Raw genomic sequence first — 20,532 nt, 5'->3', positions numbered from 1 at the left:
GGATGGATGTCAGTGGCGGGTCGCGTCAGTGGTGGGTCGCGGCGATCGCGCCCGGAGCGACCTGCTCCGCGGCGACCGGTCGGTTTCGGGGCAGGAAGGCCGTGGCCACGGCGCACACGAGGCAGAGCACGGAGCAGTACAGGGCGACGAGCCACGGGAGCCCGTCGAACGCGGCCGTGAGCGCTGCGGCGACGAACGGGATGGTGCCGCCGACGACGGCACCGGTGATCTCGCGGCTGAAGGTGACGGAGGTGTAGCGCACGCGCACGTCGAAGAGCGTGGAAAGCATGGTGGCCTGCGAGGCGAGCGTCAGGTCGCAGCACAGCGTGAAGATCATGACCAGCCCGGCCCAGACGGCGAGAGGCGTACCGGTGTCGAGCAGCCAGAAGAACGGGTAGAAGAGCACCGCGCCGGCGACGCTGCCGATGATCATGATCAGCCGCCCCCCGAAGCGGTCGCACAGCCAGCCCGCGACGGGGATGGTCACGAGCTTCAGGAGGTTCGCGATGATGATCCCGACCAGCCCGATCCACTCCGGCGCGCCCACGGTCGCGGACAGGTAGGTGAGCGCGTACACGGACGGCAGGTAGGAGAGCACGTTGGGGGCGATGCTCATGAGCATCGCGAGCGGGATGCGGCGTCCGCCGAGACGGAACACGTCGCGGAACCGGTCTCGCACCGGCACGGCCTGCGCGCCGGCGCCGGTGAACTCCGGGCTCTCGGAGACCCGCAGGCGGATGACGAACGCCGCCACGGCGAGGACAACGCTGAGCAGGAACGGGATCCGCCAGCCCCAGGCCAGGAACGCCTCGTGGGGCACGACGGCCTGCACCACGAAATAGACGCCCGTGGCAAGGAGCGCCCCCAGGGCGTTGCCCGCGCTCGGCACGGCCGCGTTGAGTCCTCGACGGGCCTGCGTGGCGTGCTCCGCGGAGAGCAGCATCGCTCCCGCGTACTCCCCGCCGGCACCGAGCCCCTGCAGGACACGCAGCACCACGAGCATGATCGGGGCCCAGACCCCGACCTGCTGATACGTCGGGAGACAGCCGATCAGCGTCGACGAGGCGGCCATCAGCAAGAGCGTCACGAACAGCATCTGACGCCGGCCGAAGCGGTCACCCAGCAACCCGATGACGACGCCGCCGATCGGCCGGGCGAAGAAGCCGACGGCAAAGGTGGCGAGCGACGCGAGCACCGCGACCGCGGGGTCCCCGCCGGGGAAGAACACGTGCGGGAGCACCAGCGCCGCGGCGGTGCCGTACAGGGAGAAGTCGTACCACTCCAGGGCTGTCCCCACGGTCGAGGCCAGTGTGGCTCGCGAGAGCCTGCGAGTTGTCGCCATGTCGTTCCTTCCACGTGGTCCAGGTCACAGGCATCCTAGCCACGCGTGGCGATTAATCAACAGTCTTGTACTTTTTTCATGATTGTCCTAACGTGATCGTCATGCCGACCATCGACCGCTCGCCTGACCACGACCTCGCGTCGACGCTGCGCACCGCGCTGCGGAGCGCCGACCCCCAGCTCTCGAAGTTCGATCCGCTGCCGCGGATCCTTGCCCACGACGACTTCAACTCCGGCCTGCACGGATGGGTGGAGCTCGGCGGCAACTACAACGGCAAGGGCGAGTACTCCTCGCTGGACCGGCACTTCCGCGACTTCCGTCCGCCGCAGCTCTCCAGCTGCGACTTCTTCGACGTCGGCACGCACGGAGCCATGTCCGGGACCTACGCGCTGAAGCTCGCCACCCGCCCCTACCCGGGGCACACGGCCACGGGGATCCGACGGCTCACGATGAGCGGCCGGGGCCTCCTGCAGATCGAGGCCTATCTGGCCTACAAGGCCGAGGCCGTGGTCGACCCGGCGGCCGAGAACGGGTTCGGGGACATGGCCTGGGACGGGAACAGCCATCCGTCCGAGGCGCAGTTCGGGGCCTTCACCGTGGCCACGGACCTCTGTGGTGACGACGGAATCCGGTACCACACCGTCGCTCGCTACCAGAACGCGGACGAGAACGGGAACATGCTGCGGCAGTGGAAGTACCCGACCGTCCCGGAGCCGACGCCCCGCGAGCACTATGAGGGGAAGGTGGACCTCCCCTACGCCGCCGACTTCACGGCGCCGGACCCGGACGACTGGCAGGTGTACGGGGAGCCGCAGGAGCTGTGCATGAACGAGGTCCCCACCAAGGTCAACTGGCACTACCTCCGCTGGGTCATCGACACCCGGACCCGGCGCAACGTCGAGCTCCAGCTCAATGATCGGCTCATGGACTGGTCCGACGTCCCCGTGCCGATCTACGAGGAGCGGTACGGCTCTCTCGAGAACCTGCTCAACTTCTACTTCTCCGTGCGCTCGCTGAGCGGCCAGCGCAACTTCCTGTACCTCGACTCCGTCGTCATCTCGGCAGATTGGTGAAGCTCCGTGCGTGAATCTCAGACCGCAGTCCTCGAACGCGGCATCGTGGTGGAGGACGAGTTCGCCACCGAACCCTTCGAGGTCGCCTGGGCCGGCGAAGCCCGGTGGTTCCTCCAGTTCCTGTCCGAGGGTGCCGGAGAGGTGTCGGTGCGTACGCAGGTCTCCGCCGACGGTCTCGTCTGGGTCGACCACGAGTCGCCCGCACTGTCCGGACCCATGCGCGGGGTGATGACGGTTCCCGTCTCCGACTTCGGGCACTGGCTCCGGCTGGTCGTCACACCGAGCAGCGGCGACCCGTCGTCTCTCGCCCGCGTGTACCTTGCCCTCAAGGAGTAGGCCGGGCTCGCGCACGGTCAGGGCGACACACGAAAGGGCGCACGAGGGCATGGCAAGAACTCGTCACACGTTGGACGATCTTGCGTCCGCACTCGGCCTGTCCCCGAACACCGTCTCGCGGGCGCTGCGCGGCAGGGACGGTGTCAGCGAACGCACCCGGCAGCTCGTCCTGAACGAGGCCGTCCGGGTGGGGTACGTGCTCCCACCGGCCGCCTCGGTCCACGCCGGGGTGGAGACGATCGCCATCACCGTGCCGTCCGTCACCCACCCCTTCGCCTCCCAGCTGCTCGCCGCCATCGAGACGGGCGTGCGAGCGGCTGGGTACGCGCTCGACCTGTACGCGACCGAAGAGAGCACCGAGCAGGAGGAGGCGATCGCCGAGCAGATCCTCCGTGCACGGCCGGCCGGTGTGATCGCGATCCCCGTCCAAGGGGCCGGGCACTGCTGGGAGCGGGTCCACGCGGCGGGCATCCCGGTCGTGGCGACGTCGCGCGAGATCGCGGACACCCCCGCCGACTTCGTCGGGGTGGACAGCGAGGCCGGGACCTACGCCGCTGCGCGGCACCTCATCGGCGCCGGTGCCCGCCGCCTGTTGTACGTCGAGGAGGACCTCGCGATCACGACGATCGAACGGCGGCGGGCCGGCGTCGAGAGGGCGCTGGCCATGGCGTCGGACCTCTCCGCCGAGACCCTGCTGATCCCCACCCGGCGGTTCGAGGGCACCGGCCCCCAGTGGCGCGCGCAGGAGGGCTACCGGGTCGTCGCCGAACAGCTGAGCGCGTCGCGGCCTTTCGACGCGCTCGTGACCGGCGACGACTTCTTCGCGCTCGGAGCGTTGCGGGCCCTGCACGAACGTGGCCGCGCCGTTCCGTCCGACGTCAAGGTCGTGGGGTACGGCGACCTGTCCTTCGCCGACTGGACCACCCCGTCGCTCACGTCGGTGCGCCTCCCGACCCGGCTCGTCGGTGAGCTGGCGGTGGCCGCCCTTCTGCAACGGGTCGCCGGCGGGTCCGGGGAGCCGCTCCGACGGCTCATCCGCCCGGAGCTGATCGTCCGGGACAGCAGCAGCGGCGCAGGCGACGTCGGCCTCTCCCGCTGAGAGGGCTCGTCCATGAGCTCCCGCCCCACGACGGAACATCCGCGTCGCTCGAGCCGTTCCGACTGTCGGGGCCGCGCCCGGCCCCGTGTCAGGAGGTAAAGCGATGAACTCGATCTTCGACCAGCTGCTCGGCCGTTCCGGCAGGACCACGATGATCGCGCCCGAGGACGCGCTGCCGGGCCGCGAGTCCCCGGTGCTGCCCGCGCCGCGCCCGCACACGGTGCTCGGCACGTCTCTGGTGGGCCCGTGGCCCGAGGGCACGCGGGTGCTGTACCTGGCGATGGGCTGTTTCTGGGGCGCCGAGGAGATCTACTGGCAGGTGCCCGGGGTCGTGAGCACCGCCGTCGGATACATGGGCGGCGCCACGCCGAACCCCACGTACGAGGAGGTCTGCAGCGCCCGCACCGGTCACACCGAGACCACGATGGTCGCGTACGACCCGGCGCAGGTCTCCGAGGCCGAGCTGCTGCGGACCTTCTGGGAGCGGCACGACCCGACCCAGGGCTACCGGCAGGGCAACGACGTCGGCACGCAGTACCGGTCCGCCGTGTACTGGACGACGCCGGAGCAGGAGCAGGCGGTGCGCGAGACCGCCGAGCGGTACGGCGAGGTGCTGGCCGCCAAGGGCTACGACCCGATCACGACCGAGATGCGGCCCGCGGCAGAGGCGGGGCCGTTCTACTACGCCGAGGACTATCACCAGGAGTACCTGTCCGACGCGAAGAACCCGCACGGGTACCGCTGCCACGCGACGACGGGCGTGCCCTTCCCCGACGCCGCATGACGCCCGCACGGCGGCCTGGCCCGGCCGCAGGACGCGGTCGGGTCAGGGCCGCATGCCGAAGGCGCGTCGCGTGACGCGCCAGCGCCGCACGCCCAGGTCGTAGACGACGAGGAGCACCGCCGCCGACGCCGCGACGACCACGGCCAGCTCGACGACGACGGGCGCGCGCCACGGCACCACCGCCGCGGCGACCCCGACGACGACCGGCTGGTGCAGCACGTACAGGGGCAGGACGGCGGCCAGGAGGTAGGCGTAGGCCCGCACACGCCACGGGTCGGGGCCGTCGCCGGTAGCGGTCGCCGGGTCGCGGCGGGCGGCCCGCCGCGCGGCCCACCGGTCGAGGCCGCCGAGGAGCGCGACGACCAGGAGCCACCCGCCGGCCCCGAAGAGCACGCGGAACGCCAGGCCGGTGGCCCCGCCGCCGACGAACGGGTCGTCACCCGCGCCGTCCGCCACGAGGAACGCCGTCATGCCGCCGGCGAAGACGACGCCGCCGACCGCACCGGCGAGGGCCGCGTCCCGCCGGACGGCGGCGCGCAGCCGCTCGTCGGCGCCGAGCACCACCCCCGCGAGGTAGAAGACGAGGTACGCCCAGCGGTTCCACCCGGCGTACTCCTGCTCCAGGCCGAGCATCCCGCACAGGGCGCCGGTCAGGACCGCGGGGACGAGCACCGCGCCGCGGGCCTGCGCGGCCCGCGCGACCCGGTCGAGCCCGCCCGGCGCCAGCACCCCCGGCGCGACGGCCGCCGCGAGCGCCAGGACCAGGGACCAGGCGAGGAGCAGGACGACGAACCACAGGTGACCGGACTCGAAGTGCTCGCCCTGCACGACGAACGGCGCCTCGGCCAGGTCGAGCCGCACGTCGAAGAACCGCGGGTAGAACTCGGCGTACGACAGGTCGGACCCCGCGCGCGTGCGTTCCCGCACCCAGACGGGGAACGGCAGCAGCAGCACGGTCGCGACCAGCAGCGGCACGCCGAGGCGCAGCAGCCGCTCACGGACGAACCGCCCGACCGACCGGCGCGCCAGCGACCGCCGCGCCGCCCAGCCGGACACGGTGAACAGCGCGGGCATCGCCCACACGACGGCGAGCCCCGCGAGCACGGTCGTGACCTCGGTCGTGGTCTCGTTCTTCACGTAGAAGTCCGGGTCGCTGGCGTCGAAGACCAGGGCCGAGTGGAACAGCACCAGCCCCAGCACGACGGCGAGACGCAGCGCGTCGAGCTCCGGCCTCCGGGTCGCCCGGGCGGGAACGTCGACGTCGCCGGGCACCGCGCCGTCCGGCCGCACCTCGCGATCGTCCCACCCGGGGCGTCCCCGGTCGAGGGCAGGGGCGTCAGCCCTGCAGGTACTGCAGCACCGCGAGCACGCGGCGGCTGTAGCCGTCGGAGGCGTCGAGGCCGAGCTTCGTGAAGATCGCGTTGCCGTGCTTCTCCACGGCGGACAGCGACAGGTGCAGCACGGCCCCGATCCCGGCGTTCGTCCGGCCCTCCGCCATGAGGCCGAGGACGTCGCTCTCGCGCGGGGTGAGGCGCTCGAGGGGGTCGGCGCGTCGCGAGCCGGCGAAGAGCTGGCGCACCACCTCGGGGTCGACGACGACCTCGCCGCGCGCGACCCGGTGCAGCGCGTCGAGCAGCTCCGAGACCCGCATGACCCGGTCCTTGAGCAGGTACCCGACGCCGGCGCCCTCGCCCGTGACGAGCTCGCGGGCGGGCTCGCTCTCGACGTGCTGGGAGAGCACGAGGACCGCGACCGTCGGCCACCGGCGGCGGATCTCCACCGCCGCCCGGATGCCCTCGTCCGTGTGCGTGGGCGGCATCCGCACGTCCACGAGCACGACGTCGGGGCGCGCGCTGCGACCCAGCAGCGCGAGGAGCTCGTCCCCGTCGCCTACCGCCGCGTCGACCACGACGCCCTCGTCGGTGAGGAGGGCGCGCAGCCCTTCCCGCAGCAAGGCGGAGTCCTCCGCGATCATCACCCGCACGGCAGCACCGCACGCACGACCGTCGGCCCGCCGGCGGGGCTCCGCACCTCGAACGTCCCGCCGAGCGCCCCGGCGCGCGCCGCCAGCCCGGCGAGCCCCCGGCCCGCGCCCATGCCGGCTCCCCCGACGCCGTCGTCCGAGACGGTCACGGACACCTCCCCGTCCCCGGGCGTCACGACGACGTCGGCGCACGACGCGCGGGCGTGCTTCGCGACGTTCGTCAGCGACTCCGCGACGACGTAGTAGACGCAGGCCTCGACCGCCGCCGGAACCCGGCCGGCCAGGCGGAAGTCGAGCCTCGCGCGGGGCGCGGCGCGCGCCGCCAGCCGGCCGAGCACCGGGCGCAGGCCCTGCGTGTCGATCACCGTCGGGTGCACGCTCCAGGCGACGTCCCGGACCGACGCGAGGAGCCGGTCCGTCTCGTCCGCCGCCTGCGCGAGCAGGGCCTCGCGCGCGCCGTCGTCCGCGGCTCGGCGGCTGCGGTCGACCAGCATGCCGAGTGCGACGACGTGCTGCTGGGCGCCGTCGTGCAGGTCCCGCTCGATCCGGCGCCGCTCCGCCTCCACGGCCGCGACGATGCCGGCGCGGGACGCCACGAGCGACTCGATGCGCGAGACCAGCTCCGCCCGGTCGTCGGTCCCCAGGTAGCGGGCCGCGGCCGCCCGCTCGAGCGCGGCCGCGCCGACCAGCCCCATCACCGCCAGGTAGAGCAGGAGGACGCCGGGGACGGCGGCCGACAGGATCGTGAGGCCCGTCGTGGGCTCCCCCTCGTCGTTCGACAGGGCCGGGACCCGCGCGTCGAACGCCCACGACGCGATCATGAGCACCGCGGCGAGGACGCCGTAGGCGAGCAGCAGCACGACGCCGAGGCTCGTGAGCCCGACGACGAGGCGCACCGCCAGGTAGCGGGCACGGCGCGCGGGCGCGACGGGGAGGCCGACGGGCCGGTCGAGCCACCGCTCCAGGCGCCGGACGTGGACCCGCACCACGGAGTCGAGCAGACGGTCGCGCCAGGCGCGGGCGCCGGAGACGAGCCCGCCGACCGCCCACGCCCCGCCGACGGCGAAGAGCGCGGCGGCGTCGAGCGGGACGAGGCACCCACCCAGCACGACCCCGCACGTCGCCCGGGCGGCAGAGCTGGGGATGGCCACCCGGCCCACCCTAGCCAGCCGGCAGGCGCACCGTACTGCGGTGAACCGCACTGCCGACCTGCGGTTCTCCGGCGGGATCGGTGCGCGAAGCCCCGATGTGGCACCGCCCTCGCCGTCCCTAGCGTCGACGGCATGACCACAGGACCCCTGACGAGCATCTCGGCCGGCACGACGGCAGGCGCGGACGACCCCGGGATCGTCAACCGCCTCACGGACTGGGCCGTGAGCCTCATGGAGACCCTCGGCGGCCCCGGGGCCGGGCTCGCCGTCGCCCTCGAGAACCTCTTCCCGCCCATCCCCAGCGAGGTGATCCTGCCGCTCGCCGGGTTCACCGCCAGCCAGGGGAGCCTCGGGCTGCTGTCCGTCGTCCTGTGGACCACCGCGGGCTCGGTCGTCGGGGCGCTCGGGCTCTACCTGGTCGGTGCGGCGATCGGCCGCGAGCGCCTGCGCCGGATCGTCGTCCGCACGCCACTCGCCCGCCTCGAGGACCTCGACCGCGCGGAGACCTGGTTCGCCAGGCACGGCACGCTGGCCGTCCTGCTCGGCCGTCTGATCCCCATCGTGCGGAGCCTGATCTCCGTGCCCGCCGGCGTGGAGCGGATGCGGCTCGGCCGGTTCGTGGCGCTCACGGCGATCGGCAGCGCCGTGTGGAACAGCACGCTGGTGCTGCTCGGGTACGTGCTGGGCGAGCAGTGGCACGCCGTCGAGGGCGTCATGGGCAACTACCAGTCGGGCGTGGTCGTCGTGGTGGGCGTCCTCGTCGCCTGGTACGTCCTGCACGCGGTCGTCACCCGCCGCGCGACGCAGCCGCCCCGGCACACGCGCTCACGCTGAGCGGGCGCGTCACGACGCGACGGTGAACCGCTCCCGGCGGTGGGCGGGGTTCTCGATCTCGTCGACGAGCGCCGCCGCGAAGTCCGGGCCGGAGATGGCCGACTGCCCGGAGTCGTCGGTGACGAGCACGTCGCCACCGGTGCGGTACGTGCCGGTGGCCTCACCCGGGGCGTAGGCGCCGAACGTCGCGGCCGGGCTCAGGTAGAACCAGTCGAGGCCGTCGGGCTGCTCCCGCAGGTCGTCGAGGATGCCGGCGAACTCGCGCGCCTCCGCCTGGAAGGCCTCGGGGAACTCCGGGGTGTCGACGAGCCGCGGGCCGCCGGGCGCGACCAGCAGGGAGCCGGCGCCGCCCACCACGCCGAGCCGCACGCCGTGCTCCCGGGCGACGTCGGCGAGCCGCGCGTAGGCCGGGGCGACCTCGCCGGCCATCTCGCCGCGCGGCGAGACCGTCGCGACGACGGCGTCCGCACCGGCGGCCGCCGCCCTCAGCGTGTCGTCCTCGAGCACGGACCCCGTGTCGTAGCGGACCCCGTCGACGGGCTCGGCCGGGAGGGACCGGCTGACGGACGTGACGTCGTGGCCGCGGCGGGCGGCCTCCCGGACGATGTGCGTGCCTGCGTAGCCGGTGCCGCCGATCACGGTGATGCGTGCCATGGTGCGCTGCTTCCTCTCGTCGATACTCTCCGATGGAGAGTGGCTATCCGTCGGAGAGAATAGGTCGTAGGATCGACCCCCGGCAAGGAGGAGTGACCGTGACGAACATCCCGTTCGACCCCTACCAGCGCGCGTGCCCCAGCCGGACCGTGCTCGACCGGGTCGCCGACCGCTGGGCCGTGCTCGTGGTGGGCGCCCTCGCCGACGGTCCCCTGCGGTACTCCGCGCTCGCGCACCGCGTCGACGGCGTCTCGCAGAAGATGCTTACCCAGACCCTGCGCGGCCTGGAGCGCGACGGCCTGGTCGCCCGCACGGTGCACGCCGAGGTCCCGCCCCGCGTCGAGTACGCCCTCACGCCCGCCGGCCGCGCCGCGCACGAGCCCATGCAGGCCCTCGAGGCCTGGGCCCGGCGGCATGCGGCGACCGTCCTCGGGGCCCGGGCCGAGTACGACGCCCGGCACGCCGGCGTCTGAGCGACCGCGCGCGGACGTCGGTGGCCCCTGGCAGTATCGACGGGTGCTGCTCACCGAGCTGGTCACCACCCACGGCGCCGTCGCCGCCACGCGCTCGCGGCTGCGCAAGCGCGAGCTGCTCGCGCAGGCGCTGCGGACGGCGGAGCCCGGCGACGAGGTGGAGGTCGTCGCGGCGTTCCTGTCCGGGCGCCCGCGGCAGCGCCGCACCGGGCTCGGCTGGCGCACGCTGGCCCGGCTCCCGGCTCCGGCGGTCGAGCCGTCGCTGACACCGCTCGAGGTCGACGCGGCGCTCGACCGGTTCGCGGCGTTCGCCGGCTCCGGGTCGCAGGCCGCCCGCGCCGCCGCGGTGGACGAGCTGTTCTCCCGCGCGACCGCCCACGAGCAGGACTTCGTGCGCCGCCTGATCCTCGGCGAGCTGCGCCAGGGGGCGCTCGACTCCCTGCTGCTGGACGCCATCGCGGCGGCCGCCGACGTCCCCCTCGCCGTCGTCCGGCGCGCCGCGATGTTCAGCGCGCTGTCCGGGCCGCTCGCCCGGGCCGCGCTCACGGGCGGCGAGCCGGCCCTCGAGTCGTTCCGCCTCGTGCCCGGGCGGCCGGTCCGCCCCATGCTGGCGTCGTCCGCCCCGGACGTCGCGGCCGCGATGGAACGGTTCGCCGGCGCTCCCGTCGCCGCCGACACCAAGCTCGACGGCATCCGCGTCCAGGTGCACCGCGACGGCGACGAGGTCGTCGTCTTCACCCGCTCGCTGGACGACATCACCGACCGCCTCCCCGAGGTGGTCGCCCTCGCACGGTCGCTCGACGTGCGTTCCGTGGTGCTCGACGGCGAGGCCCTGCTGCTCGACGACGCCGGGCGCCCGCTGCCCTTCCAGGAGACCGCGTCGCGCACCGGCACCCACGAGGCCGACGGCGAGGGCGGCCGCCTGCCGCTCACCGTGCGGTTCTTCGACGTCCTGCACCACGACGGCACCGACCTCGTCGACGCACCGGCAGCCGAGCGCCTCGCGACCCTGGACCGCGTGCTGCCCCCGCAGGCGGTGGTCCCGCGGGTCGTGACCACCGACCCCGACGAGGTCGCCACGTTCTTCGCCGACACGGTCGCCTCCGGGAACGAGGGGCTCGTCGTCAAGGCGCTCGACGCCCCGTACGCGGCCGGGCGGCGCGGGGCGGCCTGGGTGAAGGTGAAGCCGCGGCACACCCTCGACCTCGTCGTGCTGGCCGTCGAGTGGGGCTCCGGCCGGCGCCGCGGCATGCTGTCCAACATCCACCTCGGCGCGCGCGACCCCGCCACCGGCGACTTCGTCATGCTCGGCAAGACCTTCAAGGGCATGACCGACGCGATGCTCACCTGGCAGACGGAGCGGTTCCTCGCCCTGGAGACCGGGCGGGAGGGCCACGTCGTGTACGTGCGGCCCGTGCAGGTCGTCGAGATCGCCTTCGACGGCGTGCAGCGCTCCACGCGCTACCCCGGCGGGATGGCGCTGCGCTTCGCGCGGGTGGTGCGCTACCGCGACGACAAGACCGCCGCCGAGGCCGACACCGTCGACGCGGTGCGGGCGCTGCGCTGAGATCCTCCACAACCCACCGGGCGGAACCGAGGAGGTTTCCCACCGATGACCTGCGCGGACCTGCTCGGTAGCGTCGAGGGGTCCGCACGTCACCGACCGAGAGGCCACGTCGTGTCCACGATCGCCCAGCCCGCCGCGCCCGCCCTGCTCGCCGACCGCGCGCTCCCCCGCAGCCTCGCCACCGACGTCGGGCTCGTCGTGGGCGGCGCGCTGCTCACCGCCCTGATGGCCCAGCTCTACGTCCCGCTGCCGCTGGTGCCGATCACCGGCCAGACGATGGCGGTGCTGCTCGTCGGGGCGTCGCTCGGCGCGGCGCGCGGTGCGGCGTCGATGAGCCTGTACGCGCTGCTCGGGATGGTCGGGCTGCCGGTCTACTCCGACGGCGCGGGCGGCATGGACGTCGTGCTCGGCGCGACCGGCGGCTACATCGTCGGGTTCGTCGGCGCGGCCGCCCTGGTGGGCTGGCTGGCGCAGCGCGCCTGGGAGCGCACCTTCCTCAAGGCTCTGCTGACCTTCCTCGCCGGCACCGGCGTCACGTTCCTCGTCGGTGTGCCGTGGCTGGCCGCCGTCGCCGGGCTCGACCTGCCCGCGGCGCTCGCGAACGGCCTGTACCCGTTCGTGGTGCCGGGGATCGTCAAGGCGGCGGTCGTCGCCGGGCTGCTGCCCCTCGCGTGGAAGGGCGCCGAGCGGCTCGCCGCACGCCGCGACCGCTGACTCTCCCGAGGCTCTCGGGGCCCGGGCTACCGGCGTCCCCGGGGGCCCGGGCGCCCGCCGCCACCGGGCCGGCCGCCGCCACCGGGCCGCCCGCGCGACCGCCCGCCGGCGCCGGGGCGGCCGGTGCGGCGCCCGGCGTCCGGGGTCCGGCGCGCGGGGTCGCCGGCGGCCTTGGCCTCGCGCTGCGCCTCCCGCCGGCGGGCCCGGCGCTCCTCGCGGGTGCCGGCGCCCTCGTCCGGCGCGCCGCGGCCGCGCGAGCTGTTCGCGGTGCGGCCGCGCACGATGCCGACGATCTCCTCCACCAGCGGCGCGACGTCCTCGGGCACGTCCACCGGCCAGGCCAGCCCGACCGGCGCGCCTGGGCCGCCGTCGAGCACCCGGGCCGTGACGTCCTTGCGGTGGTGCAGCCGGGCGAGCGACATCGGGACCACGGTGACTCCCGCACCGGTGGCCACCAGCGCGACCGCGTCGGCCGCGGTGGCCGGGCGCTCGGGCTCGACGACACCGCCCGCACCGTCGTCGTACGCCTCGGGCGCGCGGCCGGGGACGCCGTCGCCGCCCGGGTAGAGCACGTCGTCGGCGGCCAGCCACACGACGTCGTCCGCGAGGTCGTCGGCGGTCACGACCTCCTCCTCGGTCGTGGCGGCCAGCAGGTGGTCGCGCGACACGACCACCACCGGCAGCTCCGTGTACAGCGGGATGGCGTGCAGCACGTCGGGGTCGACCGGCAGCCGTGCGATCGCGGCGTCCACGCGCCGCTCGACCAGCGCGGCCGCGGTGTCGGCGGCCTCGAGGAGCACGAGCTCCAGCCGGACGTCCGGCAACCGGTCGCGCCACGTGCGCGCCCACTTGCCGGGCGTGGCGCCCGGCACGTACCCGAGCCGGAAGCGCGCACCCCCGCCGTCGTCGGTGGTCGTCCCGGGGACGTCGTCGGGGCCGCTGCCCGGCTGCTCGCTCACGGCATCAGGCTACGGGGGCGGCGCCGGCCGGTGTCACCCGCGGGCGTCACCGGCCGGTCGTCGCGACTACCCTGGTACCCATGGCCGGAACCCCCTTCTCCCAGCAGGTCCTCAAGCCGATGAACGCGGCGAAGAAGCTCGGGGTGTACCTGCCCGCCACCCCGCCCGAGTTCCAGGAGCACGGCATCACCCGTGCCGAGCTCGAGGAGCTCGAGAAGAACCCGCCCGAGTGGCTCTCCGACCTGCGTCGTCACGGCCCGCACCCGCGGCCCGTCGTCGCGGGACGCCTGGGCATCTCGATCGCCGGGCTCGCCCGCGGCGGCGTCACCGAGCCCCTCACCACGGAGCAGATCGACGAGTTGCGCGAGGACCCGCCCCAGTGGCTGGTCGACGAGCGGACGACGGCGGCCGCGGTGCGCGAGGAGGAGGACCGCGTCAAGGCCAAGACCGCCGAGAAGGCGGAGCGGGAGGCCCGGCGCCGTACCGAGCGCTGAACCTCCCGCCGTCGACGGCCAGCTCCGCGCCGGCCATGGCGGACGCGGGGCCGGGCAGTGCTGCTGGCCACCGGCGTCCTGCCGTTTCGAGCAGGCCGGGCGGATGATCCGGCCGGCGTCGGGGACACTGGTCGGGTGCACCTGACCCCTGAGCCCGACCCCACGCCCGATCCCGCGGCCCTCGGCGACCCCGCCGCACGACTGGCGACGGTCCTGGCCGGGCTGACCCCCTGGCCCGAGGACGGCTCCCGCCCCGACGGCCCCGTCGCGGTCGACGCCACCGACCGCCTGCTCCTCGACGAGGCCACGCCCCTGCTCGCCCAGGCCGGGCCGGGCCACGTCGTCGTCCTCGGCGACCGGTTCGGCGCGCTCACGCTCGGGGCGCTCACGCTCGGGGCGCCCGACGTCCGCGCGCACGTCGACACGGTCACGGCCGAGGCGGCGGTCGAGCAGAACGTGCGCGAGGCCGGCCGGCTCGACGTGGTCCGCGACGACCGCGCGACCCTGCGGATCACGTTGCGCGAGGAGCTGGACGAGCACCTGCTGGGCGGCGCCCGCCTCGTGCTGCTGCAGCTCCCGCCGTCGCTCGCGGAGCTCACGGAGATCGCGGAGGCGATCGCGCGGCACGCCGCCGACGACGTCACCGTCCTGGCCGGCGGCCGGGTCAAGCACATGACGCGGTCGATGAACGAGGTGCTGGCCGCGTCGTTCACCGACGTCCGCGCCAGCCTGGCCCGGCAGAAGTCCCGGGTGCTCGTCGCGACCGGCGTCCGGCCGGAGGCGCGCGACGCCGCGCCGTCCTGCCCTGCGCGCGCCGACCTGCGGGACGCCGAGCTGGTGACCGCCGCGACGCCGGCGGGCGGGACGCCGCCGGAGGGCGTCACCGTCGTCGCGCACGGCGGCACGTTCGCCGGCCCCGCGCTGGACCTCGGCACCCGCTTCCTCCTCACGACGGCGGGCAAGTGGCCCGCCCCCGACCGCGTGCACGACGCGCTGGACCTCGGCAGCGGCACCGGCCTGCTCGCGACGGTCCTCGCGCTGCGCTACCCGGACGCCCGGGTGGTCGGCACGGACCGGTCGGCCGCGGCCGTCGCGTCGACCCGCGCGACGGCGGAGGCGAACGGCGTCGGCGAGCGCGTCGTGGTCCTGCGGGGCGACGCCGGCGAGGACCTGGAGCCCGCGAGCGTCGACCTCATCCTGCTCAACCCGCCGTTCCACGACCGCGCCGCCGTGCGCACCGACGCCGCGCACCGGATGTTCACCGCGGCGGGCCGCGCGCTGCGGCAGGGCGGCGAGCTGTGGTGCGTGTTCAACACGGCGCTGCACTACAAGCAGGCGCTGACCCGTTCCGTCGGGCCCACCGTGCACATCGAGCAGAACCCGAAGTTCACCGTCACCCGGTCCCGCCGGCGGTGACACGACGGAGCTGACACGACGGAGCTGACACGACGGAGCCCCGCCGCCCGGCGAGGGCGACGGGGCTCGGCGCGTCAGGTCAGCGCACGTCGACGACGTCCACCACGAAGACGAGGGTCGCGCCGCCGGGGATGCCGGCCTGCGGCACGCCGCGCTGGCCGTAGCCGTGCTCGGACGGGATGGACAGCAGCACGCGGTCGCCGACGCTGCGGCCCACGAGGCCCTTGTCCCAGCCGCCGATGACGGCGCCGACGCCGATCGGGAAGTCGATGGTCTGGCCGCGGTCGTACGAGTTGTCGAAGACGCTGCCGCCCCAGGTCTGGCCGAGGTAGTTGACGACGATGGTGCGGCCCGAGTCGACGACCGGGCCGGTGCCCTCGGCGAGCACCTGCACCTGCAGGCCTGCGGGGGCGTCGCCGGCGGGGAACGTGATCTCCGGCTTGTCGCCGAAGCCGCCGGTGGCGGTGGGGAGCGTGGTCACGGGGTACCTCGAATTCGTCGGGAACCGCCGGGGCCTCCCGGCGGAGTTGCGCGTCCAGCCTACGCGGGAGCAGGCTCGCGCACCGACGCCGCCGCCACGGCCCGGAGCGCCTCGAGCGCGGTGACCACGGGCGGGGTGTCGGCGACGGCGTCCTGCACCAGCGCGTAGATCGACCGCACGGGCACCGGGCGCACGACGGGCACCGCCACCGTCCCCGGCACCGGGTGCGCGGTACCGAGCGCCGGGAGCACGGTGATGCCGATGCCCGCCCCGACGAAGGAGACCGCGGTCTGGTAGTCGTGGGCCTCGACGGCGAACGACGGCGCGAAGCCGGCCGCGCGGCACGCCTCGAGGAGGTTGCGCCGGCACCAGCCGCGCGCGAAGTCGTTGTCGATCCACCGCTCCCCCACCAGCTCGACGAGCTCGATCTCGTCCCGCCCGGCCAGCGGGTGCGACTCGGGGATGACGGCGACGTACGGGTCGTCGAGCAGGTGGTGGGCCGTGGTCCCGGCGCCCGGCGTGAAGTTCGGCTGCGCGACGGCGAGCTGCAGGTCGGCGCGCCGGGACGGGTCGGTGGGGATCTCCTCGGTCAGCTCGAGGTCGAGCCGCACCCCCGGGTAGGCGGCGGTGAGCGAGCTGACCACGGACGGCAGCCACGCGGCGCCGACCGACGCGAAGTACGCGATCGCGAGGCTGCCCGAGCGGCCCGAGCGCAGGTCGGCGACGAACGTCTCCACCTGCCCCAGCCGCGCGAGGAGCCCGTCCGCCTGGTCGGCGAGCGCCTGGCCGGCGGCGGTGGGGCGCACGCCGCGGCCGTGGCGGGCGAGCAGCTGCAGGCCCGTCTCGCGCTGCAGCGCGGACACGTGCTGGCTCACGGCGGACGGCGTGTACCCGAGGTTGGCGGCCGCGGCGGCGACGGAGCCGCTGGCCACGACGGAGCGGAAGATGCGGAGCCGGTGGACGTCGAGCATGGCCACCACGCTACAGCGAGACTGAACGATGCGGAAGAAACGTGAACTGGTGCTGTCGCCTGGTGTCAGGAGACGATCGTCGGCATGAGCCTGGAGACCTCCCCCACCACCGCGCCGCCGACGCGCCCGCGCACCGCGGGCGGCGCGCTCACCGGCGTCGCCATGGCCGTGACCGTCGTGCTCTGGGCGTCCGCGTTCGTCGGCGTCCGCGCCGTCGGCCACGACCTGGACGCGGGCGCTCTCACGCTCGGCCGCATCGCGGTCGGCACGGCGGCCCTCTCCGTGCTGCTCGGCGTGGCCCGCGTGCGGCGCCGGACGCCGGTGCGCCTGCCGCGAGGTCGGCTGCTGGTGCTCGTCGCCGTCTGGGGCGTGGCGTGGTTCGGCGGGTACAACCTGACCCTCAACGCCGCCGAGCAGCACCTCGACGCCGGGACCACCGCCCTGCTCGTCAACCTCGCGCCGATGCTGGTCGCCGTGCTCGCCGGCTCCCTGCTCGGCGAGGGGTTCCCCCGCCGGCTGCTCGTCGGGATCGCGGTGGCGTTCACCGGCGTCGTCGTCATCGCGCTCGCGACCTCCGCGGGGCAGTTCGACGCCGTGGGCGTCGTCCTCGGCCTGGCCTCCGCCGTCCTGTACGCCGGGGCCGCCACGCTGCAGAAGCGCCTGCTGCCCCAGGTCGACTCCCTCACCATGACCTGGCTGGGCTGCCTCGCGGGGACGGTCGCCTCCCTGCCCTTCCTGCCCGCCCTCGTGACACAGCTCGCGGCCGCGCCGACGTCGTCCGTCCTCGGCGTCGTCTACCTGGGCATCTTCCCGACGGCGATCGCCTTCACCACCTGGGGGTACGCGCTGTCGCGCGCGAGCGCCGGGCGCACCGCGGCATCGACCTACGCCGTGCCGCCGCTGGTCGTGCTGATGTCCTGGCTGCTGCTGGCGGAGATTCCCGCGCCGGCGGCGCTGGTGGGCGGCGCACTCGCCCTGGCGGGCGTCGCCGTCGCGACGTTCCCCCGCTTCCGCCGCAGCTAGCTCGACCGCGTCCCCGGTCCGGGGCCGGCCGGCCTGGCCGCGCGGAACCGCGCCTTCTTCTCGCGGTTGCCGCACGTGTTCATGTCGCACCAGCGGCGCGTGCGGCTCCGGCTGGTGTCGAAGAAGGCCGCCCGGCAGGTCGGCGACGCGCACAGGGCCAGCCGGCCGTCCCGCTCGCCGGAGACGACGCTGATCGCGTCGGCGGCGATGACGCCCAGGGCGTCCTCCAGCGCGGACCCCTGGCTCAGCCGCCATCGCCTGTCGCCCTCGGGGGTCAGGACCGCCGAGGCCCGGCCCTGCGTGCTGCGGTCGTTGATGACCGCGACGGCGGACGCCGGGAGCGGGTCGTCGAGCGCTGCCGCCGTGGCGGCGGCGTGGATCGCCTCCCGCAGCTCCCGGGCGCGGTCGAGCTGGGCCGGGGTGCACGACTCCACGGCGAGGCCGCTCACCGCGAGCCAGTCGACGAGCCGGGCCGGCGTGGGGATCCGCTCCACCGCGTCACCACGGCGCTCCGTCAGGGTCGCCGTGAAGCTGGTCGCCAGCACCGTGCCGAGGCGGAAGTCGGGGAACCGGTCGGGCATGGAACCACCATAGCCGGTTGCGGACTCGCTCCGACGGCTGCTAGAACCGTCTAAGCCGGTTCGGTGCGTGGACGAGGGACGAGCCGGTCCACGACGAGGAGGCCCCCATGCCCCGCCCCACCACCAGCGACGTGCAGGCGTTCACCGCCCGCACGACCGACGCCGAGCTCGACGACCTCCGCGCGCGGCTGGCCGCGGCGCGACTGCCCGAACCGGAGACGGTCCACGGCGCGCCGCCCGGCCCCCGCCGGTGGGACCAGGGGGTTCCGCTCGGCGACCTCGTCGACGTCGTCGACCACTGGCGCACCGGGTACGACTGGCGGAGGTTCGAGGCCCGGCTCGAGGAGATCGGCCAGTTCCGCACGACCGTCGACGGCCTGGGGATCCACTTCCTGCACCGCCGGTCCGCCCGCGCCGACGCCACCCCGCTGGTCCTCACGCACGGCTGGCCGGGCAGCGTCCGCGAGTTCACGGACGTCGTCGAGGAGCTGGCCGACCCGCGGGACGCCGAGGCGCCGGCGTTCCACGTCGTGGTCCCGTCGCTGCCGGGCTTCGGCTTCAGCGACCGGCCGGCCACCACCGGGTGGGGCACCGAGAAGATCGCGGCCGCCTGGGTGGCGCTCATGGGCAGGATCGGCTACGACCGCTTCCTCGCCCACGGCGGCGACTGGGGCGGCAACATCACCACGGTGCTCGCCGGCCGGTTCCCGCAGCACGTCATCGGCATCCACACGACGTTCGCGGACGCCCCGCCCGGGCTGCCCCTGGACGGGCTGACCGACGACGAGCGCCGGTGGGCCGCCGAGACCCGCGCCTTCTACGAAGGCCCCCGAGGGGCGTACGCGAAGCAGCAGGCGGCCCGGCCGCAGACCATCGGCTACTCGCTCGTCGACTCGCCGGTCGGGCTCCTCGCCTGGATCCTCGACAAGTTCGCCGAGTGGTCGGACACGGCCGACAGCCCGTTCGAGACCATCCCCGTGGACGCCGTGCTCGACGACGTCACCCTGTACTGGGTGACGCGGACCGGCGCCTCGGCCGCCCGCATCTACGCCGAGAGCCACGCCTCGATGGACCCCGGGCTGCGGGTCGACGTCCCGGCGGCGATCACCATGTATCCCCGCGACATCGAGAAGTGCCCGCGCCCCTGGGCGCAGGAGCGGTACCGGCAGATCGCCCGGTGGGCGACGCCCGACGCCGGGGGGCACTTCCCGTCGCTGGAGGTCCCCGGACACTTCGTCGCGGACCTGCGGGACGGCCTCGCGGCCGTGCTGGCGGCCGGATCCCCTCGGTCGTGACGCCGCCGTCGCGGGCCCGCGGGGCCACGCCCCCTCAGAGGGCCGCGGCCTTGCGCTCGAGGACGCCGCGCTCGCGGACGTTGCCGCACAGCCGCGCGGCCAGCTCCAGCTCCGCGCGGGCCTCGGCGGCGCGCCCGAGCCGCGCCAGCAGCTCGCCGCGCACGCTCGGCAGCAGGTAGGAGCCGCGCAGGACGTCGGTCGCGACCAGCTCGTCGACGAGCGGCAGCGCGGCGGCGGGACCGGCGGCCATCGAGACGGCCACGGCCCGGTTGAGCTCGACGACCGGCGACGGCGCCACCCGGCCGAGCGCCTCGTACAGCAGCACGATCCGCTCCCAGTCGGTCGCGGCCACGGACGGCGCGACGTCGTGCTGCTCCGCGATCGCGGCCTGCAGCCCGTAGGGGCCGAGCCCGCGCCCCACCGCCACGGCGCGCGACAGCGCCTCCCGGCCGCGGCGGATCGCCGACGTGTCCCACCGGCGCCGGTCCTGGTCCTCCAGCAGCACCGGCTCGCCGTCGGGGCCGGTCCGGGCCGCGAACCGGGCCGCGGTCAGCTCCAGCAGCGCCAGGAGCCCGTGCGCCTCGGGCTCGTCGGGTACGAGCCGCGTCAGGACGCGCGCCAGGCGCACGGCCTCGTACGCGAGATCGGGACGCATCCAGTCCTCGCCGGCCGACGCCGACGACCCCTCGGAGAAGATCAGATAGACGACGTTCAGCACCGACGCGAGCCGTGCGGTGCGGTCGGCGGCCGCCGGGACCTCGAAGGGCACGCGGGCCGCGGCGAGCGTCTTCTTCGCCCGCGTGATGCGCGCCTGCACCGTCGGCACGGGCACCAGGAACGCGCGGGCGATCTCCTCGCTGGTCAGGCCGCCGACCACCCGCAGCGTCAGGGCCACCCGCGCCTCCTTGGACAGCACCGGGTGGCAGGCGACGAACAGCAGCGCGAGGCGGTCGTCGTCGATCCGGTCGGGGTCCCACAGCAGGTCGGCGTCGGGGCCGGGCTCACGCTGCGTGCCGGGCCCGCCCGTGACGGCCCCGCCGTCGCCGAGGTCGCGGGCCAGGACGGCGTACCGCTCGTCCCGGCCGGACCGGCGGCGGAAGGCGTCGATCGCGCGCCGCCGGCCCGTCGCGAGCAGCCACGCCGTCGGGTCGCGGGGGATCCCGTCGCGCGGCCACGACACGAGCGCCTCCGCGAGCGCCTCGGAGGCGACGTCCTCCGCGAGCGCGAAGTCGTTCGTGTACCGCGCGAGCGCGCCGACGATGCGGCTGGACTCGATCCGCCAGACCGCCTCGACCGTGCGG

General features: G+C 74.9%; 22 protein-coding genes. 12 read left to right on the top strand and 10 right to left on the bottom strand.

Annotated elements, in window-relative coordinates:
• Positions 1-25 precede the first annotated feature (25 nt).
• Complete coding sequence (locus IEW03_RS13800) at positions 26-1,297, bottom strand: MFS transporter (RefSeq protein ID WP_229738061.1); 1,272 nt, start codon at positions 1,295-1,297, stop codon at positions 26-28.
• A gap of 146 nt (positions 1,298-1,443) precedes the next feature.
• Between IEW03_RS13800 and IEW03_RS13795 the strand changes: the two genes are divergently transcribed.
• The 4 genes from IEW03_RS13795 (at position 1,444) to msrA (ending at position 4,634) form a co-directional block, all read left to right on the top strand.
• Entirely contained in the window at positions 1,444-2,415 is a 972-nt protein-coding gene (locus IEW03_RS13795; protein ID WP_229738059.1) for a DUF6772 family protein, read from the top strand.
• A gap of 6 nt (positions 2,416-2,421) precedes the next feature.
• Positions 2,422-2,751: a hypothetical protein gene (locus tag IEW03_RS13790; protein ID WP_188524276.1), complete on the top strand. Its 330-nt coding sequence runs from the start codon at positions 2,422-2,424 to the stop codon at positions 2,749-2,751.
• Positions 2,752-2,821: 70 nt separating this feature from the next.
• A complete protein-coding gene (locus tag IEW03_RS13785) occupies positions 2,822-3,850 on the top strand; it encodes a LacI family DNA-binding transcriptional regulator (RefSeq protein ID WP_188524275.1) in 1,029 nt (342 codons plus the stop codon).
• A 103-nt stretch (positions 3,851-3,953) separates the two neighbouring features.
• Positions 3,954-4,634, top strand: a complete 681-nt coding sequence (gene msrA / locus IEW03_RS13780) for a peptide-methionine (S)-S-oxide reductase MsrA (RefSeq protein WP_188524274.1) — start codon at positions 3,954-3,956, stop codon at positions 4,632-4,634.
• 42 nt (positions 4,635-4,676) lie between these two features.
• On the opposite strand, the gene IEW03_RS13775 is transcribed toward msrA, so the two are convergent.
• The 3 genes from IEW03_RS13775 to IEW03_RS13765 are packed head-to-tail and all read right to left on the bottom strand — an operon-like array spanning position 4,677 to position 7,769.
• Complete coding sequence (locus IEW03_RS13775) at positions 4,677-5,924, bottom strand: acyltransferase family protein (protein ID WP_229738057.1); 1,248 nt, start codon at positions 5,922-5,924, stop codon at positions 4,677-4,679.
• Between the two features lie 46 nt (positions 5,925-5,970).
• Complete coding sequence (locus IEW03_RS13770; RefSeq protein ID WP_308808215.1) at positions 5,971-6,609, bottom strand: response regulator transcription factor; 639 nt, start codon at positions 6,607-6,609, stop codon at positions 5,971-5,973.
• On the bottom strand, positions 6,609-7,769 hold the full coding sequence (locus IEW03_RS13765; protein WP_188524272.1) for a sensor histidine kinase: 1,161 nt from the start codon (positions 7,767-7,769) through the stop codon (positions 6,609-6,611). Before IEW03_RS13765 ends, IEW03_RS13770 begins: the two co-directional genes overlap by 1 nt.
• 132 nt (positions 7,770-7,901) lie before the next feature.
• Between IEW03_RS13765 and IEW03_RS13760 the strand changes: the two genes are divergently transcribed.
• The gene (locus IEW03_RS13760) at positions 7,902-8,603 is read left to right on the top strand and encodes a DedA family protein (RefSeq protein WP_188524271.1); all 702 of its coding nucleotides are present in this window, start codon (positions 7,902-7,904) and stop codon (positions 8,601-8,603) included.
• Positions 8,604-8,612: 9 nt separating this feature from the next.
• Here IEW03_RS13760 and IEW03_RS13755 read toward each other — a convergent pair whose 3' ends face one another.
• Complete coding sequence (locus IEW03_RS13755) at positions 8,613-9,257, bottom strand: NAD(P)-dependent oxidoreductase (RefSeq protein WP_188524270.1); 645 nt, start codon at positions 9,255-9,257, stop codon at positions 8,613-8,615.
• A 98-nt stretch (positions 9,258-9,355) separates the two neighbouring features.
• Here IEW03_RS13755 and IEW03_RS13750 point away from each other — a divergent pair, with 98 nt between their 5' ends.
• The 3 genes from IEW03_RS13750 (at position 9,356) to IEW03_RS13740 (ending at position 12,011) form a co-directional block, all read left to right on the top strand.
• Positions 9,356-9,730, top strand: a complete 375-nt coding sequence (locus IEW03_RS13750) for a winged helix-turn-helix transcriptional regulator (protein WP_229738055.1) — start codon at positions 9,356-9,358, stop codon at positions 9,728-9,730.
• Between the two features lie 43 nt (positions 9,731-9,773).
• On the top strand, positions 9,774-11,297 hold the full coding sequence (locus IEW03_RS13745; protein WP_188524268.1) for an ATP-dependent DNA ligase: 1,524 nt from the start codon (positions 9,774-9,776) through the stop codon (positions 11,295-11,297).
• Between the two features lie 111 nt (positions 11,298-11,408).
• Positions 11,409-12,011, top strand: coding sequence for a biotin transporter BioY (locus IEW03_RS13740; RefSeq protein ID WP_229738046.1), 603 nt, complete (start codon positions 11,409-11,411; stop codon positions 12,009-12,011).
• A 26-nt stretch (positions 12,012-12,037) separates the two neighbouring features.
• Here the strand turns inward: IEW03_RS13740 and IEW03_RS20575 are convergent, their stop codons facing one another.
• Entirely contained in the window at positions 12,038-12,970 is a 933-nt protein-coding gene (locus tag IEW03_RS20575; protein ID WP_188524266.1) for a LysR family substrate-binding domain-containing protein, read from the bottom strand.
• 80 nt (positions 12,971-13,050) lie between these two features.
• Between IEW03_RS20575 and IEW03_RS13730 the strand changes: the two genes are divergently transcribed.
• Positions 13,051-13,464: a DUF5997 family protein gene (locus IEW03_RS13730; protein ID WP_188524265.1), complete on the top strand. Its 414-nt coding sequence runs from the start codon at positions 13,051-13,053 to the stop codon at positions 13,462-13,464.
• A gap of 135 nt (positions 13,465-13,599) precedes the next feature.
• Positions 13,600-14,880, top strand: coding sequence for a class I SAM-dependent methyltransferase (locus tag IEW03_RS13725; protein WP_229738044.1), 1,281 nt, complete (start codon positions 13,600-13,602; stop codon positions 14,878-14,880).
• 79 nt (positions 14,881-14,959) lie between these two features.
• Here IEW03_RS13725 and IEW03_RS13720 read toward each other — a convergent pair whose 3' ends face one another.
• Positions 14,960-15,361, bottom strand: a complete 402-nt coding sequence (locus IEW03_RS13720) for an FKBP-type peptidyl-prolyl cis-trans isomerase (protein WP_188524264.1) — start codon at positions 15,359-15,361, stop codon at positions 14,960-14,962.
• 59 nt (positions 15,362-15,420) lie between these two features.
• The gene (locus IEW03_RS13715) at positions 15,421-16,332 is read right to left on the bottom strand and encodes a LysR family transcriptional regulator (protein WP_188524263.1); all 912 of its coding nucleotides are present in this window, start codon (positions 16,330-16,332) and stop codon (positions 15,421-15,423) included.
• Between the two features lie 84 nt (positions 16,333-16,416).
• Here IEW03_RS13715 and IEW03_RS13710 point away from each other — a divergent pair, with 84 nt between their 5' ends.
• The gene (locus tag IEW03_RS13710; protein ID WP_188524262.1) at positions 16,417-17,355 is read left to right on the top strand and encodes a DMT family transporter; all 939 of its coding nucleotides are present in this window, start codon (positions 16,417-16,419) and stop codon (positions 17,353-17,355) included.
• Here IEW03_RS13710 and IEW03_RS13705 read toward each other — a convergent pair.
• The gene (locus tag IEW03_RS13705) at positions 17,352-17,936 is read right to left on the bottom strand and encodes a CGNR zinc finger domain-containing protein (protein WP_188524261.1); all 585 of its coding nucleotides are present in this window, start codon (positions 17,934-17,936) and stop codon (positions 17,352-17,354) included. The two genes, IEW03_RS13710 and IEW03_RS13705, sit on opposite strands and share 4 nt — an antisense overlap.
• Before the next feature lie 107 nt (positions 17,937-18,043).
• On the opposite strand from IEW03_RS13705, the gene IEW03_RS13700 reads away from it, so the two are divergent.
• Entirely contained in the window at positions 18,044-19,231 is a 1,188-nt protein-coding gene (locus IEW03_RS13700; RefSeq protein ID WP_188524260.1) for an epoxide hydrolase family protein, read from the top strand.
• Between the two features lie 34 nt (positions 19,232-19,265).
• Here IEW03_RS13700 and IEW03_RS13695 read toward each other — a convergent pair whose 3' ends face one another.
• Positions 19,266-20,507, bottom strand: a complete 1,242-nt coding sequence (locus IEW03_RS13695) for an RNA polymerase sigma factor (RefSeq protein ID WP_229738119.1) — start codon at positions 20,505-20,507, stop codon at positions 19,266-19,268.
• Positions 20,508-20,532 lie beyond the last annotated feature (25 nt).

The organism is Isoptericola cucumis (assembly GCF_014635665.1).
GTDB classification, from domain to species: Bacteria; Actinomycetota; Actinomycetes; order Actinomycetales; family Cellulomonadaceae; genus Isoptericola; species Isoptericola cucumis.
Note: the sequence above shows the minus strand (reverse complement) of the source record. Positions and strands in the feature narration are given on the sequence as shown.

Excerpts from the sequence above, each read along its gene's own strand:
- IEW03_RS13795 (WP_229738059.1), top strand. The coding sequence starts at position 1,444 with ATGCCGACCATCGACCGCTCGCCTGACCACGACCTCGCGTCGACGCTG.
- msrA (WP_188524274.1), top strand. The coding sequence starts at position 3,954 with ATGAACTCGATCTTCGACCAGCTGCTCGGCCGTTCCGGCAGGACCACG.
- IEW03_RS13770 (WP_308808215.1), bottom strand. The coding sequence starts at position 6,609 with ATGATCGCGGAGGACTCCGCCTTGCTGCGGGAAGGGCTGCGCGCCCTC.
- IEW03_RS13760 (WP_188524271.1), top strand. The coding sequence starts at position 7,902 with ATGACCACAGGACCCCTGACGAGCATCTCGGCCGGCACGACGGCAGGC.
- IEW03_RS13755 (WP_188524270.1), bottom strand. The coding sequence starts at position 9,257 with ATGGCACGCATCACCGTGATCGGCGGCACCGGCTACGCAGGCACGCAC.
- IEW03_RS13730 (WP_188524265.1), top strand. The coding sequence starts at position 13,051 with ATGGCCGGAACCCCCTTCTCCCAGCAGGTCCTCAAGCCGATGAACGCG.
- IEW03_RS13715 (WP_188524263.1), bottom strand. The coding sequence starts at position 16,332 with ATGCTCGACGTCCACCGGCTCCGCATCTTCCGCTCCGTCGTGGCCAGC.
- IEW03_RS13710 (WP_188524262.1), top strand. The coding sequence starts at position 16,417 with ATGAGCCTGGAGACCTCCCCCACCACCGCGCCGCCGACGCGCCCGCGC.
- IEW03_RS13705 (WP_188524261.1), bottom strand. The coding sequence starts at position 17,936 with ATGCCCGACCGGTTCCCCGACTTCCGCCTCGGCACGGTGCTGGCGACC.
- IEW03_RS13700 (WP_188524260.1), top strand. The coding sequence starts at position 18,044 with ATGCCCCGCCCCACCACCAGCGACGTGCAGGCGTTCACCGCCCGCACG.